Here is a 14,992-nt window from a genome sequence, read left to right as displayed (position 1 = left end):
AGTGCTATTTTATTATTAAGACGTAAGGAGAATAAGATTAACACCACTGCTTCAATAACATGAAAACCACAGCGAATGACGTTGAACTTATCCCCCCGACGAATTTTACGGTCTTATTATATGATTAAGAAATTTTATGATTCGCCATTAACTCAAGAGATTGAATTAAAGCTGAGTGATCTAACTGGCTACCACCATTGGCAGCACAAGTATTAAATAACTCCTGGCACGTCGCTGTATTCGGTAATGTAATAGCCAATGCTTTCGCACTTTGTAATGCCAGGTTTAAATCTTTCTGATGCAGCGCAATTTTAAAGCCCGGCGCGAAAGTACGTTTAATCATACGTTCACCGTGAACTTCCAGAATACGTGAAGAAGCAAAGCCCCCCATTAATGCCTGGCGGACACGGGCAGGGTCTGCACCCGCTTTGGAAGCAAATAACAAGGCTTCCGAAACCGCTTCAATATTCAACGCAACAATAATTTGGTTGGCGACTTTACAAGTCTGTCCGTCACCGTTACCGCCCACCAGCGTAATGTTTTTACCCAGCACTTCAAACAGAGGTTTAACACGTTCAAAAACAGCTTCATCGCCACCCACCATGATTGACAATGAACCTTCACGTGCACCCACTTCACCACCAGAAACCGGTGCATCCAGGTAATCGCCACCCAATTCAATTACTTTCTTTGCAAAACACTTGGTTTCGATAGGTGAAATGGAACTCATATCGACAATCGTTTTTCCTTTCAGCGATGTTTGCGCACAACCACCTTGCCCAAATAGCACCATTTCAACCTGTGGCGTATCTGGTACCATAATAAAAATAACGTCAGATTTTTCTGTAACTTCACACGCGTTTTCACAGTTTTCAGAATTCAGGGTAATCAATTCCTCCGAAATAGGGCCAATCGTTGTGACATAGAGTTTATGTCCAGCTTTTGCCAGACGTAATGCCATTGGCGTGCCCATAATCCCTAAACCAATAAATCCCAGATTCATTTTATTTCCTTTGTTAAGTTAATTCAGGCAATAGTTTCCCCTGCCCAGTTCTGAGCATTTTTACTGCCTGTTTAATTAATATAATTAGCGGTAGCGATTAATCCACGAAATACCTTCTTCAGTGGTAGTGCGTGGTTTATATTCGCAACCAACCCAACCGTTATAATCTGATTTTTCAATCAGTGAAAACAAATAGTCATAATTAATTTCACCGGTGCCTGGCTCGCCACGGCCTGGATTATCTGCCAGTTGAATATGACCAATTTTCGGCAAGCAGCGCATCAGCGTATTGGCTAATTCGCCTTCCATGCGTTGCATATGATAAATATCATATTGCACACGAATATTGTCGCAGCCAATTTCGTCGATTAAATCGCAAACCTGTTGCGTACCGGTGAGATGGAAACCAGGGATATCGAAATGGTTGATCGCTTCAAGCACCAGAAGAATATCCTCTTTTGCCAATTCATTTCCGGCATAACGCAAGTTATCGACCAGTGTCTGATGGACAGTTTCAGCGCTTACGCCTTGCGGCGTTTTCCCTACCAGGCAATTGATTTTGCTATTGCCCAACGCTTTTGCATAAAGAATTGCCGCCTGTACGCCGCTACGGAATTCCTCTTCACGCCCCGGAATGCACGCAATGCCTCGCTCCCCTTTTTCCCACTCACCGGCCGGCAAGTTATGCAAAGTATGTTCAAGCCCGTTGGACTTTAATTTTTCTTGCAGCACCGCAACGCTATAACCATAAGGGAACATAAATTCCACCGCTTTAAACCCGGCCGCAGCGGCACGGTCAAAACGCTCAAGGAAGTCGTATTCCAGAAACAGCATCGATAAATTAGCTGAAAAACGTAGCATGGTATTCTCCGTTATTCGTATTTCATGAAGCAGGTTTCAGTCGGCGCATCGGCGGCACTTTCTGCAATCTCTTCAAATTCATTGACGTTATCCAGTTCGCTACCCATGGAAATATTGGTTACGCGCTCAAGAATAACTTCCACTACCACTGGCACACGGTATTTCGCCATCAGCTCTTTGGCCTGTGAAAGTGCAGGGGCAATATCTTCCGGTTTAAAGACGCGAATCGCTTTGCAACCTAAACCTTCCGCCACTTTTACGTGATCGACGCCGTAACCGTTGACTTCTTCCGAGTTAATATTTTCGAACGCTAACTGCACGCAATAATCCATATCAAAAGCACGTTGCGACTGGCGAATTAAGCCTAAATAAGCATTGTTCACCAGCACATGGATATAAGGAATATTGAATTGCGCACCCACGGCTAATTCTTCAATCATGAACTGGAAGTCGTAATCTCCGGAGATGGCAACCACTTCGCGGGTCGGATCAGCAACACTCACACCTAACGCAGCAGGGATTGTCCACCCCAGCGGACCGGCCTGCCCTGCATTAATCCAGCGGCGGTCTTTAAACACGTGCAGCATTTGTGCGGCCGCAATCTGTGAAAGACCAATGGTGGTGACGTAGCAAACATCACGGCCAAATGCCTTGTTCATCTCTTCGTAGACACGCTGCGGTTTAATCGGCACGTTATCGAAGTGAGTTTTACGTAGTAGAGTACGTTTACGCTGCTGGCAATCCGCCACCCATGCTTGACGATTTGGCAAGCGCCCCGCTTTTTTCAGTTCTTCAGCCACTTCAACCAGCAGCGTCAGTGCGGCTTTGGCGTCAGAAACGATGCCCAGATCCGGACACAACACACGGCCAATTTGCGTAGGCTCGATATCGATATGAACGATTTTACGGCCTGCGGTATATTTCTCTACCGAACCGGTATGGCGGTTAGCAAAACGGTTGCCGATACCAAACACCATGTCGGATGCGAGCAGTGTGGCATTGCCGTAACGATGTGACGTTTGCAGACCCGCCATACCCGCCATCAGTTCGTGATCGTCAGGAATAGTTCCCCAGCCCATCAGCGTTGGGATCACCGGAACTTGGGTAATTTCCGCAAAGCGTTGTAGAAGTTCCGATGCATCAGCATTAATCACACCGCCACCCGAAACAATCACCGGGCGTTCGGCCTGCATCAGCATTTCCAAAGCTTTTACAATTTGGTTGCGGGAAGCCGCGGGTTTGTAATCCGGCAATGGCTCGTAGCTGTCTGGGTCAAATTCTATTTCGGCAACTTGAACATCAAATGGCAAATCCACCAGTACAGGGCCAGGACGACCGGAACGCATTAAATGGAAAGCTTGCTGAAGCACCCGTGGAACCAGCGCTGGTTCCAGTACCGTTACCGCCATTTTGCTGACCGGTTTAGCGATGGATTCAATATCAACTGCCTGAAAATCTTCTTTATGCAAACGAGCGCGTGGTGCCTGACCGGTGATGCAAAGGATAGGAATCGAGTCGGCGGAAGCTGAGTAAAGTGCGGTGATCATATCTGTGCCCGCAGGGCCAGATGTGCCAAGGCACACGCCAATATTCCCGGCTTTGGCGCGGGTATATCCTTCTGCCATATGTGAAGCACCTTCCACATGGCGCGCCAATACGTGACGGATTCCGCCATGTTTGCGCATCGCATTATAGAAGGGGTTGATTGCTGCTCCCGGTACGCCAAAGGCCGTAGTAACGCCTTCTTTTTCCAGTACATACATTGCCGCATCAACGGCTCTCATTTTGGCCATGGTACTATTCCTTTTCGCATGTCATTGTTGGAATATTTTTCCAACATTAAAAATAATTCAAAAAATCCCACGCGCACTGGCGTGGGATAGTTTCTATTAACGTGTAACTGCGTTCAGTCCAAGAGCGGTACTGATGTCTTTTGCCGTTTCTCTGACCAATTCACCCAGGCTGTCAAAACGTTCTGGTGAAAGACGAGAGCTGGGGCCGGAAATGGAGATAGCCGCAACGACATCACCTGCACTGTTGTAAACCGCTGAAGCGATACAGTTAAGACCTATAACATGTTCTTCTTTATCAACTATATAACCGCGTTTACGCGACAATATCAGGTCTTTCTTTAACTGATGCAAATCGGCCAGTGTACCTGGAGTAAAACTCTTCAGACCGGTTTTAACAATCAAATCCATCAGTTCTTCTTCCATCAGCGGATAGAGCAGCGCTTTCCCAGCACCGGATGCGTGAAGGGGCAAGCGGCTGCCTAGCGGGGCACACATTCGCACCATCGACTGACATTCAAGCTGTCCAATCAGTACTGCTTCGCCGCCGTTGCGAATCGCGACATTCACTGTTTCGCCAGACAATAGCATCAGGCGTCGCATAAAGGGCGCGGCAACTGACAATACATCCCGATTATGGATGTAAGCCGCACCGACATTAAATACCCCAAGTCCGATATGCCACCAGCCAAGCTGAGTATCCTGATAAATAAACTCTGCGTTCTCAAGCACTTTCAGTAATCGAAAGGTCGTAGAGAGCGGAAGTTCGAGAGTCTCGGCAATGTCTGTCACTGAGGAGCTCCCTCCGGCTTTTGCCAGGTATTGCAAAATCGCAATCCCTCTTTCCAGGGCCTGGGCACCTTTTTGCGCTCCCGACTCCGGTTGGCTTGGCCGACCACGGCGTCTTACTTCAGTCATACTTCTTTTATCTCCCACGCCTGTTCGTCAGTAAAAACGTTTCAGGAAGCGTGCAGCGTTCATGAATAAACGCTGCCATCTTATGAAAGATACCCAGAAGCGTCACGGTTTTTGTCCCGTTAATGCGCCGGATCCTTACTAAGTTCAAGCTCATAAAATGGGAGTTCGGCCACGTCACAGTTATTCAGGCCGCCACGATCAACAGTTAAGAAATTAGTCACTGTTTTCCATGCAAATAACGGATGGTGCCAAACATTACGGTTGTAATTCACACCCTGGAGACCATTGGTGAAAAATGCACGCAACGTGGTCAGTTCAGGTTTGTCATCACCCAGAGCGACAACGATGAGAAAAGCTTCACCGTTCATCGGTACAAAGGCCTGTGAGCCAAGCGGGTGGCGTTCCAGCAGTTTTACCGTCAGAGGAAAATCGAGCGGCTGAGCGCGATTAATGCTGATCAGTGGCCTGATTTGTTCAATCACATCGATTTTTGCCAGGTCATGATAGCGCTCGGTCTGCCCATCATTGATATGGAAAAAATCCTTACCCTGCGTTTCGATTACATCGCCATAAGGCGCAAATGCGTCCTGAGTAAGCGGTAATATCTTGAGTTTCATCTACTTTTCCTTGCTGATTTTCAATCCTTATTGTTGCTCTGCCTGGTAGCTCAGCAACCTTCTGCAGACAATCTAAATCCTAACCCTTCACTGGATCAACATTAAGTTGGAATATTTTTCCAAAAAAGAGATGTGTGCCACATCATTATTAAGGTTAATCTGTAAATATAATTACAAATCAGCAAGATAAGAAAACATTAAGAGTTCAAGGAGAACGCGATGTTAGATCAAGAAATGATCCGTACGTTTCTGACCGTCGCCGAAACGGCCAGTTTTTCAGACGCAGCAAAGCGGTTACATAAAACAACGGCGACGATTAGCTACCGTATAAAACTGCTCGAAGAGAACACTGGCGCGCCTCTTTTTAATCGTACAACCCGCAGCGTATTGCTGACACCTGCAGGGTTGCACCTTCTGGAACGTTCGCGTGAATGGCTTGCCTGGCTAGACGCGATGCCCGGTGAACTGCGCCAGATTAATGATGGCGTTGAGCGGCAGGTTAATATCGTCATCAACAATTTGCTATACGCCCCGCATGCTGTTGCGCAGCTAATGGCACACCTTGTGGCTCAATTCCCCCTGACACAATTCACCTTTTCACGCCAGATTTATATGGGCGTATGGGATGCACTTCTTCACGATGATTTTGCACTGGCCATTGGTGTTTCAGGGACCGAAACGCTTTCAGATACGGTAGAAATACATACGCTAGGGGAAATTGACTGGGTATTTGTGATGGCGGCGAATCATCCGCTGGCTCAGGAAACGGCGATGCTGACCGAGGTAAGGCTGCGGCAATATCCAGCCATAAATATTGAAGACAGCGCCCGGCGCATAACCAAGCGTGTGGCCTGGCGACTGACGGGGCAAAAAGAAATTCAGGTGTCTGATTTGGAAACCAAACTCGCGGCACATCTCGCAGGCGTGGGCATTGGTTTTTTACCGCGTTCTCTGTGCCAACGTTACCTGGAAAGTGGCGATCTCGTGGCACGAATGATTCCAGCAATGCGCCCGCCGTCTCAACTGAGTCTGGCCTGGCATAAAGAGCAGACAGGGAAAGCGGCGCTGGAAATTGTCCGTTTGTTTCAGGACAACACCAGCACCATTACGGGATTTATAGCACCGTTAAATTCACGCAACAAACTGGCGGAATAGCGCTTTGCCTTTCAGCAAACGCACACCTAACCATCCGCCACAAATCGATAACAGCACCGCACCGCTAACCGGCAAAATCACCCACAAACGCCAGTCTGGCTCCCATGGGAAATCAAACACCTGAGTTTGCAGTAGACCTAGCGCCGTTTCAGCACCAATCGCGGCAACCAGCCCGGAAACCAAACCTAGTACCGCAAACTCACACCACAGCGTAGTGCGCAGCAGGCGTTTTCCAGCACCCAGTGTGCGATAAACTACCAGTTCCTGATGGCGCTGACGCATGCCTACCTGAACCTGAGCGAGCAACAGCAAGATACCGCAAGCCGTGACCAGCACGACCATCACTTCCAGCGCCCGGCTTACCTGATCCAGCACCTGGCTTACCTGGCGCAAAATCGCGCCAATATCCAGCAAACTGACGGTTGGGAACTCACGGTTAAGCTGTGTTAGTACCCCATTTTTACCTTCTAAGTGGAAACTGGTCAGCCAGCTTTGTGGCTGATTATCCAGAGCACCTGGTGGAAAGATAAAATAGAAGTTAGGACGTAGGCTTTCCCAATCGACTTTACGCAAGCTGGATACTTTCGCCGAGAAATCCTGGGTATCTCCCATAAATGTGACGGTATCGCCCAGTTCAATTTTCAGGCGTTTTGCCACACCCTCGTCCATCGAAACCTCACCCGCTTTTGGTGGCCAGGTGCCTGCAAGGATTGGGTTATGCGTCGGTTTTTGGCTCTGCCACGTCAGATTTAGCTCGCGATTAAGTGCCTCATCAGGATTGCCTTCAGTAGACTTACCGTTTATCGCAGTCATGCGAACACGCACAATCGGGTAGAACGATTCCGGGATAATCTGGTGTTCAGCCAAAAACTCTTTCACTGGTTGAACCTGCTCAGTAGCAATGTTGAGCAGGAAATAGTTCGGGCTTTCTGGCGGCAGTTGTTGTTGCCATCTGTCGAGGAGATCCCCGCGCAGCACCAACAATAACGCCAGCAACATAAACGACAGCGAGAACGCAGCCAGTTGGCTTAACGTTGCCCATGGCTGGCGCAGCAACCGGTTCACCGCCAGGCGCAGTGCGAGGTTTTTCAGCGTCAGCTTTTTGAGCAGCTTCAGCACACCCCAGCCGACAACACCACACAGTACGGCCAGAACGACCGTTCCTGCTAGTACCGCCCACAGCAGCGTGCTTGCGCCCATTAGCAGAGCTAACAACGCCACCACCACTATCACGATAATCGGCAGATAGATTTTCAGCGGCCATACATTTGCCACCGCATCACGACGCAAAACGCGTAGCGGTTGTGTTGCCAGTAATAAACGATAAGGACGCAAACCCACCAGCAGAGAAATCACCACCATAGAACCGATGGCCCACACCCATGGCCACAAACTCGCGGGCGGCAGTGCTGCGGGCAATACCGGTTTAAGCAAGCGCATCAGCACCGCTTCAAATAGCAACCCGGCGGCTCCTCCCGTAATTGCCGCCAACGCCAATACCATCAACCACTGACCGATAATTAGTTTACGAAGCGCGGCACGCCCCGCTCCGAGTGTTTTCAGAATAGCGACCAAATCGTAACGGCTACGGCAATAATGGTTCATCGCCACCGCGACAGCAGCCACTGCAAGCAGCAGCGTAAGAAGTGCTGAAAGCAGCAGGAATTGTTGTGAGCGCTCAAGTGATTTCCCCAGCGCACCGTCATCTTGTTCCATGCCGTACCAGCGCTGTTCCGGCTTGAGTTTTGGCAGAACAAATTTTTCAAATTGCTCTAGCTGTTGCGGCGTGCCGCCAAATTTATAACGCCATGAGATGCGACTACCTGGTTGAACTGCACCGGTTTTTTCCACATCAGCCAAATTCATCATTAAGCGCGGAGCCATCTGGAATGGGTTAAAACCCGAATCTGGCTCCTGGACGACTTCACCTGCAATGCGCAGTGTGGTGTCACCAACGTCAAGCATGTCGCCGACTTTAAGATTCAGCAACGCCATTAAACGCGGTGCCAACAGCACACTTCCGGGCTCTGGTTTAAGCCCTGGCGGGTCGGTATCGAGTTGACCGTACATCGGATATACATCATCCACTGCTTTTACCGATGCCAGTTGTGGAGTATCTCCGGCAAACGTCATGGTGGCGAACGTCAGTTGTTTGCCGACTTTAAGACCGTTTTTTTTTGCCTGATCCAACCATTCTTGTGGGACTTCACGCGAACTGCGCAGCGCGCGGTCACCCGCCATAAAGTCACGGCTTTGCTGGTTCAGCCCTTGCTCCATTCGATCGCTGATATTGCCCAGCGCCAGAACGCACGCCACAGCCAGGCTCAACGCCAGCCAGACAATCAATAACGATGGTGAGCGCCATTCGCGCCAGAACCAGCGGGCAATCATGCTTCCTCCCACAATTGGCCTTCGCGCAAACGTAAGCGGCGGTCGCAGCGGGCAGCGAGCTGTTCATCGTGTGTCACAAGGATGAGCGTGGTGGCGAAATCACGATTCAAAGAGAAGAGTAAATCTGCAATACGATCGCCCGTGTGGCGGTCGAGATTGCCGGTTGGCTCATCGGCAAATAAAACGCCAGGACGGCCATTAAAAGCACGGGCCAGCGCGACACGTTGTTGTTCACCACCTGAAAGCTGCGCCGGAAGGTGATCCAGGCGTTTTCCTAAGCCAAGCTGTTCAAGCAATACTTTGGCCTGCGTGCGGCTTGATGCATCGTTTTCACCACGCAGCAGTGCGGGAAGTTCGACGTTTTCCAACGCGTTGAGCGTGGGAACCAGCATGAATGACTGGAACACGAAACCGACGCTTTTTGCCCGCAGCGCGGCTCGCGCTTCTTCATCCATGCTATGTAGTGGCTGCCCGCAAAGGTGAACCTCCCCTTCGCTGCCGTCATCAAGCCCTGCCAGAATCGCCAGTAGTGTAGACTTCCCCGAACCTGATTCACCGATTAGCGCAATGGTCTGCGCCGGTTTGACAACCAGCTCAACTCCAGTAAGGATGGAGAGCTGATGTTCCCCAGTTCCTACGGATTTACTAAGATGATGAACTTCAACAATGTTTTCCGCTGGCATTTGCCCTTCCTGTTTCTGGCTTTGATGACCTTTCGCGCCGCACATGCGGACACGTTGTTGATTTTGGGCGATAGCCTGAGCGCCGGTTACCGAATGTCGGCAACTGCGGCCTGGCCTGCCTTACTGGATGCGAAATGGCACCAGCAAAATACTAAAGTCGTGAACGCCAGTATTAGTGGCGACACCGCGCCACAAGGGCTGGAACGGTTACCGGCACTGCTGAAACAACATCAGCCTCGCTGGGTGTTAATTGAACTTGGTGGCAACGACGGCCTGCGCGGTTTTCAGCCACAAGCCATCGAAAAAAGCTTGCGTCAGATAATCAGCGATGTGAAAGCAGCAAACGCTCAACCATTGCTGATGCAAATACGCCTGCCAGCAAACTACGGGCGTCGTTATAATGAAGCTTTTAGCGCTATTTATCCGCAGCTTGCCAAAGAGTTTGCGATTCCTCTAGTGCCATTTTTTATGGAAGAGGTCTATTTAAAACCGCAATGGATGCAGGATGACGGTATACATCCTAACAGTGATGCTCAACCGTTTATCGCCGACTGGATGTCTTCCCGTCTGGCACCTTTAGTTAACCACGACTCATGAACAATCGGGGTACCTCTCGGGTAAAGTTATGCAAAAATCAGTCTTAATTACAGGTTGTTCCAGCGGGATTGGTCTTGCCTGCGCACAAGATTTAAAGCGCCAGGGTTATCGCGTTCTGGCTGCGTGTCGCAAGCCTGAAGATGTCGAACGTATGAATCAAAGCGGATTTACCGGCGTACAGCTCGATCTCGACTCCCCCGAAAGCATAAAAACAGCAGCGGCATACATTATCGAGCTGACTGATAATCGCCTATACGGATTGTTTAATAATGGTGGATTTGGCGTTTACGGGCCGTTACAGACGCTTTCCCGCGAACAACTTGAGCAACAATTTTCAACCAATTTATTTGGCACCCACCAGCTAACCATGCTGCTACTCCCCGCCATGTTGCCTCATCGTGAAGGGCGCATTGTGATGACGAGCTCGGTAATGGGACTGGTGGCCACACCAGGACGCGGAGCCTACGCCGCCAGCAAATACGCGCTTGAAGCGTGGTCAGATGCGCTGCGTATGGAACTGCATCACAGCGGTATTAAAGTCTGTTTGATTGAACCGGGCCCGATTCGTACGCAGTTTTCGCAAAACGTAAACCAGACGCAAGCGGACAAACCGGTAGAAAATCCGGGTATCGCTGCACGCTTTACGCTAGGCCCGGAAGCGGTAGTGGAAAAAGTACGCCATGCTTTTGCGAGCCCGAAGCCGAAATTACGCTATCCGGTAACACTGGTCGCCCATGCTTTAAGTTGGTTACGCCGCCTGTTGCCTGGTCGTATGTTGGATAAAATTTTACGTGGTTAGTTGAAGCGCCAATAGCCAACCCCCATGTAAATGTTAAATATTTAAAAGAGAGCTAAGCCATGTCTGCACCATACAATATCGACATTACCGAAGCGAATCTGCACGAGACGCTGGAGCAATCTGTTACTACACCGATTTTGTTCTACTTCTGGTCAGCGCGCAGCCAACATTGTGAGCAGTTGACACCCGTTCTGGACAAGCTCGCCGCGCAGTATCAAGGCCAGTTCATTCTTGCCAAAGTAGATTGTGATGCCGAGCAAATGGTCGCTTCACAGTTTGGTTTGCGCAGTATTCCGACGGTTTATCTGTTCCAAAACGGGCAGCCAGTGGACGGTTTCCAGGGGCCGCAGCCAGAAGAAGCGATTCGTGCGCTGCTGGAAAAGGTATTGCCGCGTGAAGAAGAGCTTAAAGCGCAAGAAGCCATGCAGTTGATGCAAGAAGGCAAGCATTCTGAAGCGCTGCCGTTACTGAAAGATGCGTGGCAGCTTTCCAGTCAAAACAGCGAAATTGGTCTGTTGCTGGCGGAAGTGCAAATTACATTGAACCGTAGCGAAGATGCAGAAGCCGTGCTGAAAACCATTCCGTTGCAGGATCAAGATTCGCGTTATCAGGGGCTGGTCGCGCAGATTGATCTGCTCAAACAAGCCGCTGACACTCCAGAGATCCAATTGCTGCAACAGCAAGTTAAGCAAGATCCTGAAAATGCACAGCTTGCCAGCCAACTGGCGCTGCAACTGCATCAGGTTGGGCGTAATGAAGAGGCACTGGAGTTACTGTTTACCCATCTGAAGAAAGACCTGGGTGCTGCCGATGGGCAAATACGCAAAATCATGATGGAGATCCTCGCCGCCCTCGGAACGGGTGACGCGCTGGCTTCTAAATATCGCCGCCAGATTTATTCGTTGCTGTATTAAGTGTTCATTTAATAAATGAGCAATTCAGGACAGGGAAGTCACTGAATGTTTCCGCGTTAAGAGTTAGACTTACATCAAAATAACAATGGAGGTTTTTTGATGCTAATCGTCATTCCCGTACTGATCCTCGTCGCGCTGATCATCGTTGGCGCAGGGGTAAAAATCGTGCCGCAGGGCTACCAATGGACTGTGGAACGCTTCGGCCGTTATACCAAAACCCTGATGCCAGGACTGAGCCTTGTGGTGCCATTTATGGACCGTATTGGCCGCAAAATCAATATGATGGAGCAAGTTCTCGACATCCCTTCTCAAGAAATTATTTCCAAAGATAACGCCAACGTTGCTATCGATGCTGTGTGTTTTATTCAGGTCGTCGACGCCCCGCGTGCCGCTTATGAAGTCAGTAATCTTGAGCTGGCTATCATGAACCTCACCATGACCAACATCCGTACCGTGCTCGGCTCTATGGAGTTGGACGAAATGCTTTCGCAACGCGACAACATCAACACCCGCCTGCTGCATATCGTCGATGAAGCCACCAATCCGTGGGGCATTAAGATCACACGTATCGAGATTCGTGATGTGCGTCCACCCGCTGAACTGATAGACGCGATGAATGCTCAGATGAAAGCCGAGCGTACTAAGCGTGCGTATATTCTGGAAGCCGAAGGGATCCGTCAGGCTGAAATCGTCAAAGCTGAAGGGGACAAGCAATCGAAAATCCTGAAAGCAGAAGGTGAGCGTCAGTCTGCATTCCTGCAAGCAGAAGCCCGTGAACGTAGTGCTGAAGCGGAAGCTCGTGCCACGCAAATGGTATCCGAGGCTATCGCCAAAGGTGACATTCAGGCAATTAACTACTTTGTTGCCCAGAAATACACCGACGCGCTGCAACAGATTGGTTCTGCCAATAACAGCAAAGTGGTGTTGATGCCACTGGACGCTACCAGTCTGATGGGTTCTATTGCCGGGATTAGCGAACTTATCGCGCAAAGCGGTACTGAGCGTAAAAAATGATAGCCCTGCTGTTTGCCCACGCACATATCTTCTGGTTGACGCTAGGTGGCCTGCTGTTGGCTGCTGAAATGTTAGGTGCCAGTGGTTATCTGCTATGGAGTGGTGTGGCGGCTGTGCTAACCGGTTTGCTGGTGTGGATTGTGCCGTTAGGCTGGGAATGGCAAGGTGTTTGCTTTGCTATTCTGACGCTGGTTGCCGCATTTTTGTGGTGGCGCTGGCTGTCAACGCGCAAACAGCAAGAACCCGGAGAAGTGCTTAACCAGCGCGGCCACCAGCTTATTGGCCGGCATCTGCGCCTGGACGCTCCGCTGGTGAATGGTCGTGGCCATGTGCGGGTTGCGGATAGCTCATGGCCGGTGATGGCAGATAGCGATTTAACTGCTGGCACAGAAGTGGTTGTGTTAGCTGTTGAAGGCATCACGTTGAAAGTAAAAGCGCTTTAAACTTGTTACTGGCGGTGGCAGCAGCCCGCAAGATTGTCGATTATCGGGCAATCAGCGCTGTCATCTCCAGGGCATGATTCGGCGAGCGCGAGCAGTTGCTGGCGCATCGCCTGCAATTCACTGATATGTTGCTCAATATCTGCCACTTTTTGCAGTGTCCTGGTTTTCACATCTGCACTGTGTCGCGCCGGATCATTGAACAAGTTAACCAGTTCACGGCACTCTTCAAGATTGAACCCTACCTGTCGTGCCTGACGCAGTAACGTCAGTTCATCAAGATGCTTTTGCGTATAGCTACGGTAGCCGTTTTCAGAGCGAAGAGGCGCCGTCACCAACCCTTTCTCTTCGTAAAAACGAATCGCTTTACTGGTCAAACCCGTCTTCTTCGCGACATCGCTGATATTCATGTTTCCTCCTCAATCTTCCGTTCGTGGAAGAAGCTGTGATATTAACCCCAAATCGTTCGAGTTGCAGCCAATCCTTATATATATGATCTCACAAGGTTTTCTATGTGAAAGATCAATACAGTCATTGGACTCTACTTCCTTAAATGCCATTTCCCTTTGAAATAAGAGGCTTAATCACCTACTGTATTAGTCAGATTGAAAGAGGAAAATGTGTGAATTTTCAAGATAATCAGAAAAAAGAAACGAAGACTAGCATTGCATTCAGTAAAGGATATGCGTGGTTTTTGTGTCTGAATATTGTTTGTTGCACCTGGCTGATGTTATGGAATATTTATACCCCGCACGCACATTATCAATCCAGCAATCTCACGGCTTTTAACATCTGCATAATTTCCTTCGCTGCTATAAACCTTATTTTTTATGTAACTTTAAAGCAGAGCATTGCTAAAAAACTGTACCAACGATTGCTTCCTGCCATTGTCTTAGTGTTCAGTTTGCTATGGGCCGCGATACTTTTCACTTTGATTGCCCTCTACCAAAATACGATGATTTCTCTCTGTTTCATGCTGATAATCCTGCTTCCAGCGACGATTGCATTTTATATCTCAGGGAAATTATTATTAATTTTTTCAGTCCCGCTAATTCTTGCATGGTTTTGTAGTGACGTAGGCCCATGGCAGGAGTTTAATCTGCTACAAATAGCGGCTTATTTCATTATTATGGCAGTTATCTATTCTGCACGTTACATCCTGCTCGAGTGGTATCAACGTTCACAACGCAGTGAATATGAAAAAAACCTGTTAATCCAGAAGCTCACTAAGCTTGCTCATTATGATTCGCTAACGGGTTTGTATAACAAAAGCAGCCTGGCGACGTTTTATCACGACAGTATTCGCGCACTGGAAAAACGGCAGGAAAAGTTATTTCTTATTGTCCTGGATATTGATTTTTTTAAGCAGTACAACGATATATACGGGCATGTAGCGGGTGATGAGTGCTTGCTCAAAACATCACAATGTATTGAGAATTCGTTGCGCCAGACCAGTGATGCTGCATTTCGTTTTGGCGGCGAAGAGTTTGTTGTTATCACACACTGCAAAGATATTGGCCAGGCCATCAAAATCAGCCATCGCATCAAAGCGAATATTGCCGCGGCAAAAATTCCTCATCAAGGTTCTGAGGTTTCCTCATTGCTCACTGTCAGCCAGGGGATTGCCCAATGGCAGCCCGGAATGAACTTAAAGGAATTGCTGGAAGCCGCAGATAAAGAACTCTACAAAGCTAAACGCGGTGGAAGAAACGCGATCTCATTCATGAAATAAATTGACTATTCATGGTGATAGGCTGTTTATTGCCCTCGATTATCTCTCTTTCACTCTGCTATTACTGTAATAAAAGAT

Annotated in this window: 15 protein-coding genes; 7 read left to right on the top strand and 8 right to left on the bottom strand. The window is 49.0% G+C overall.

Annotated elements, in window-relative coordinates; translation table 11 throughout:
• Positions 1–124 precede the first annotated feature (124 nt).
• The 5 genes from glxR to allA form a co-directional block, all read right to left on the bottom strand.
• Positions 125–1,003: a 2-hydroxy-3-oxopropionate reductase gene (gene glxR / locus FH968_RS09565; RefSeq protein WP_139878922.1), complete on the bottom strand. Its 879-nt coding sequence runs from the start codon at positions 1,001–1,003 to the stop codon at positions 125–127.
• A gap of 84 nt (positions 1,004–1,087) precedes the next feature.
• Positions 1,088–1,864 (bottom strand): hydroxypyruvate isomerase, encoded by a 777-nt coding sequence (hyi, locus tag FH968_RS09560; protein WP_139878921.1) that lies wholly within the window; start codon positions 1,862–1,864, stop codon positions 1,088–1,090.
• Positions 1,865–1,875: 11 nt separating this feature from the next.
• A complete protein-coding gene (gene gcl / locus FH968_RS09555) occupies positions 1,876–3,657 on the bottom strand; it encodes a glyoxylate carboligase (protein ID WP_139878920.1) in 1,782 nt (593 codons plus the stop codon).
• A 96-nt stretch (positions 3,658–3,753) separates the two neighbouring features.
• Entirely contained in the window at positions 3,754–4,572 is an 819-nt protein-coding gene (gene allR / locus FH968_RS09550; protein WP_139878919.1) for an HTH-type transcriptional repressor AllR, read from the bottom strand.
• Between the two features lie 119 nt (positions 4,573–4,691).
• Positions 4,692–5,189 carry an ureidoglycolate lyase gene (gene allA / locus FH968_RS09545; protein ID WP_139878918.1) on the bottom strand — a complete coding sequence of 166 codons (498 nt, stop codon included), beginning with the start codon at positions 5,187–5,189 and terminating at the stop codon, positions 4,692–4,694.
• A gap of 219 nt (positions 5,190–5,408) precedes the next feature.
• Between allA and allS the strand changes: the two genes are divergently transcribed.
• Positions 5,409–6,344 (top strand): HTH-type transcriptional activator AllS, encoded by a 936-nt coding sequence (gene allS / locus FH968_RS09540; protein WP_139878917.1) that lies wholly within the window; start codon positions 5,409–5,411, stop codon positions 6,342–6,344.
• Here the strand turns inward: allS and ybbP are convergent.
• The gene (gene ybbP, locus FH968_RS09535) at positions 6,321–8,735 is read right to left on the bottom strand and encodes a putative ABC transporter permease subunit YbbP (RefSeq protein WP_139878916.1); all 2,415 of its coding nucleotides are present in this window, start codon (positions 8,733–8,735) and stop codon (positions 6,321–6,323) included. The genes allS and ybbP overlap by 24 nt on opposite strands.
• The gene (gene ybbA, locus FH968_RS09530; protein ID WP_139878915.1) at positions 8,732–9,418 is read right to left on the bottom strand and encodes a putative ABC transporter ATP-binding protein YbbA; all 687 of its coding nucleotides are present in this window, start codon (positions 9,416–9,418) and stop codon (positions 8,732–8,734) included. Before ybbA ends, ybbP begins: the two co-directional genes overlap by 4 nt.
• On the opposite strand from ybbA, the gene tesA reads away from it, so the two are divergent.
• From tesA to FH968_RS09505, 5 genes are all read left to right on the top strand, one after another.
• Complete coding sequence (gene tesA, locus FH968_RS09525; protein ID WP_139878914.1) at positions 9,386–10,015, top strand: multifunctional acyl-CoA thioesterase I/protease I/lysophospholipase L1; 630 nt, start codon at positions 9,386–9,388, stop codon at positions 10,013–10,015. The genes ybbA and tesA overlap by 33 nt on opposite strands.
• A 28-nt stretch (positions 10,016–10,043) precedes the next feature.
• A complete protein-coding gene (locus FH968_RS09520) occupies positions 10,044–10,814 on the top strand; it encodes an SDR family oxidoreductase (protein WP_139878913.1) in 771 nt (256 codons plus the stop codon).
• Positions 10,815–10,873: 59 nt separating this feature from the next.
• Positions 10,874–11,728, top strand: a complete 855-nt coding sequence (locus tag FH968_RS09515; protein WP_139878912.1) for a co-chaperone YbbN — start codon at positions 10,874–10,876, stop codon at positions 11,726–11,728.
• A 99-nt stretch (positions 11,729–11,827) separates the two neighbouring features.
• The gene (locus tag FH968_RS09510; RefSeq protein WP_139878911.1) at positions 11,828–12,742 is read left to right on the top strand and encodes an SPFH domain-containing protein; all 915 of its coding nucleotides are present in this window, start codon (positions 11,828–11,830) and stop codon (positions 12,740–12,742) included.
• The gene (locus FH968_RS09505) at positions 12,739–13,185 is read left to right on the top strand and encodes an NfeD family protein (RefSeq protein WP_139878910.1); all 447 of its coding nucleotides are present in this window, start codon (positions 12,739–12,741) and stop codon (positions 13,183–13,185) included. The genes FH968_RS09510 and FH968_RS09505 overlap by 4 nt, the downstream gene beginning before the upstream one ends.
• A 5-nt stretch (positions 13,186–13,190) precedes the next feature.
• On the opposite strand, the gene cueR is transcribed toward FH968_RS09505, so the two are convergent.
• Positions 13,191–13,592 carry a Cu(I)-responsive transcriptional regulator gene (gene cueR / locus FH968_RS09500; protein ID WP_139878909.1) on the bottom strand — a complete coding sequence of 134 codons (402 nt, stop codon included), beginning with the start codon at positions 13,590–13,592 and terminating at the stop codon, positions 13,191–13,193.
• A gap of 212 nt (positions 13,593–13,804) precedes the next feature.
• On the opposite strand from cueR, the gene FH968_RS09495 reads away from it, so the two are divergent.
• Complete coding sequence (locus tag FH968_RS09495) at positions 13,805–14,914, top strand: GGDEF domain-containing protein (protein WP_189389050.1); 1,110 nt, start codon at positions 13,805–13,807, stop codon at positions 14,912–14,914.
• Positions 14,915–14,992: the final 78 nt, after the last annotated feature.

It is taken from the genome of Buttiauxella sp. B2 (assembly GCF_006376615.1).
Classification (GTDB): Bacteria; Pseudomonadota; Gammaproteobacteria; order Enterobacterales; family Enterobacteriaceae; genus Buttiauxella.
The sequence above is the reverse complement of the archived record's forward strand: the minus strand, read 5'-3'. Positions and strand labels throughout refer to the sequence as shown.

Bases quoted from the DNA above. Each gene is read 5' to 3' on its own strand.
- glxR (WP_139878922.1), bottom strand. From the start codon at position 1,003: ATGAATCTGGGATTTATTGGTTTAGGGATTATGGGCACGCCAATGGCA.
- hyi (WP_139878921.1), bottom strand. From the start codon at position 1,864: ATGCTACGTTTTTCAGCTAATTTATCGATGCTGTTTCTGGAATACGAC.
- gcl (WP_139878920.1), bottom strand. From the start codon at position 3,657: ATGGCCAAAATGAGAGCCGTTGATGCGGCAATGTATGTACTGGAAAAA.
- allR (WP_139878919.1), bottom strand. From the start codon at position 4,572: ATGACTGAAGTAAGACGCCGTGGTCGGCCAAGCCAACCGGAGTCGGGA.
- allA (WP_139878918.1), bottom strand. From the start codon at position 5,189: ATGAAACTCAAGATATTACCGCTTACTCAGGACGCATTTGCGCCTTAT.
- allS (WP_139878917.1), top strand. From the start codon at position 5,409: ATGTTAGATCAAGAAATGATCCGTACGTTTCTGACCGTCGCCGAAACG.
- ybbP (WP_139878916.1), bottom strand. From the start codon at position 8,735: ATGATTGCCCGCTGGTTCTGGCGCGAATGGCGCTCACCATCGTTATTG.
- tesA (WP_139878914.1), top strand. From the start codon at position 9,386: ATGATGAACTTCAACAATGTTTTCCGCTGGCATTTGCCCTTCCTGTTT.
- ybbA (WP_139878915.1), bottom strand. From the start codon at position 9,418: ATGCCAGCGGAAAACATTGTTGAAGTTCATCATCTTAGTAAATCCGTA.
- FH968_RS09520 (WP_139878913.1), top strand. From the start codon at position 10,044: ATGCAAAAATCAGTCTTAATTACAGGTTGTTCCAGCGGGATTGGTCTT.
- FH968_RS09515 (WP_139878912.1), top strand. From the start codon at position 10,874: ATGTCTGCACCATACAATATCGACATTACCGAAGCGAATCTGCACGAG.
- FH968_RS09510 (WP_139878911.1), top strand. From the start codon at position 11,828: ATGCTAATCGTCATTCCCGTACTGATCCTCGTCGCGCTGATCATCGTT.
- FH968_RS09505 (WP_139878910.1), top strand. From the start codon at position 12,739: ATGATAGCCCTGCTGTTTGCCCACGCACATATCTTCTGGTTGACGCTA.
- cueR (WP_139878909.1), bottom strand. From the start codon at position 13,592: ATGAATATCAGCGATGTCGCGAAGAAGACGGGTTTGACCAGTAAAGCG.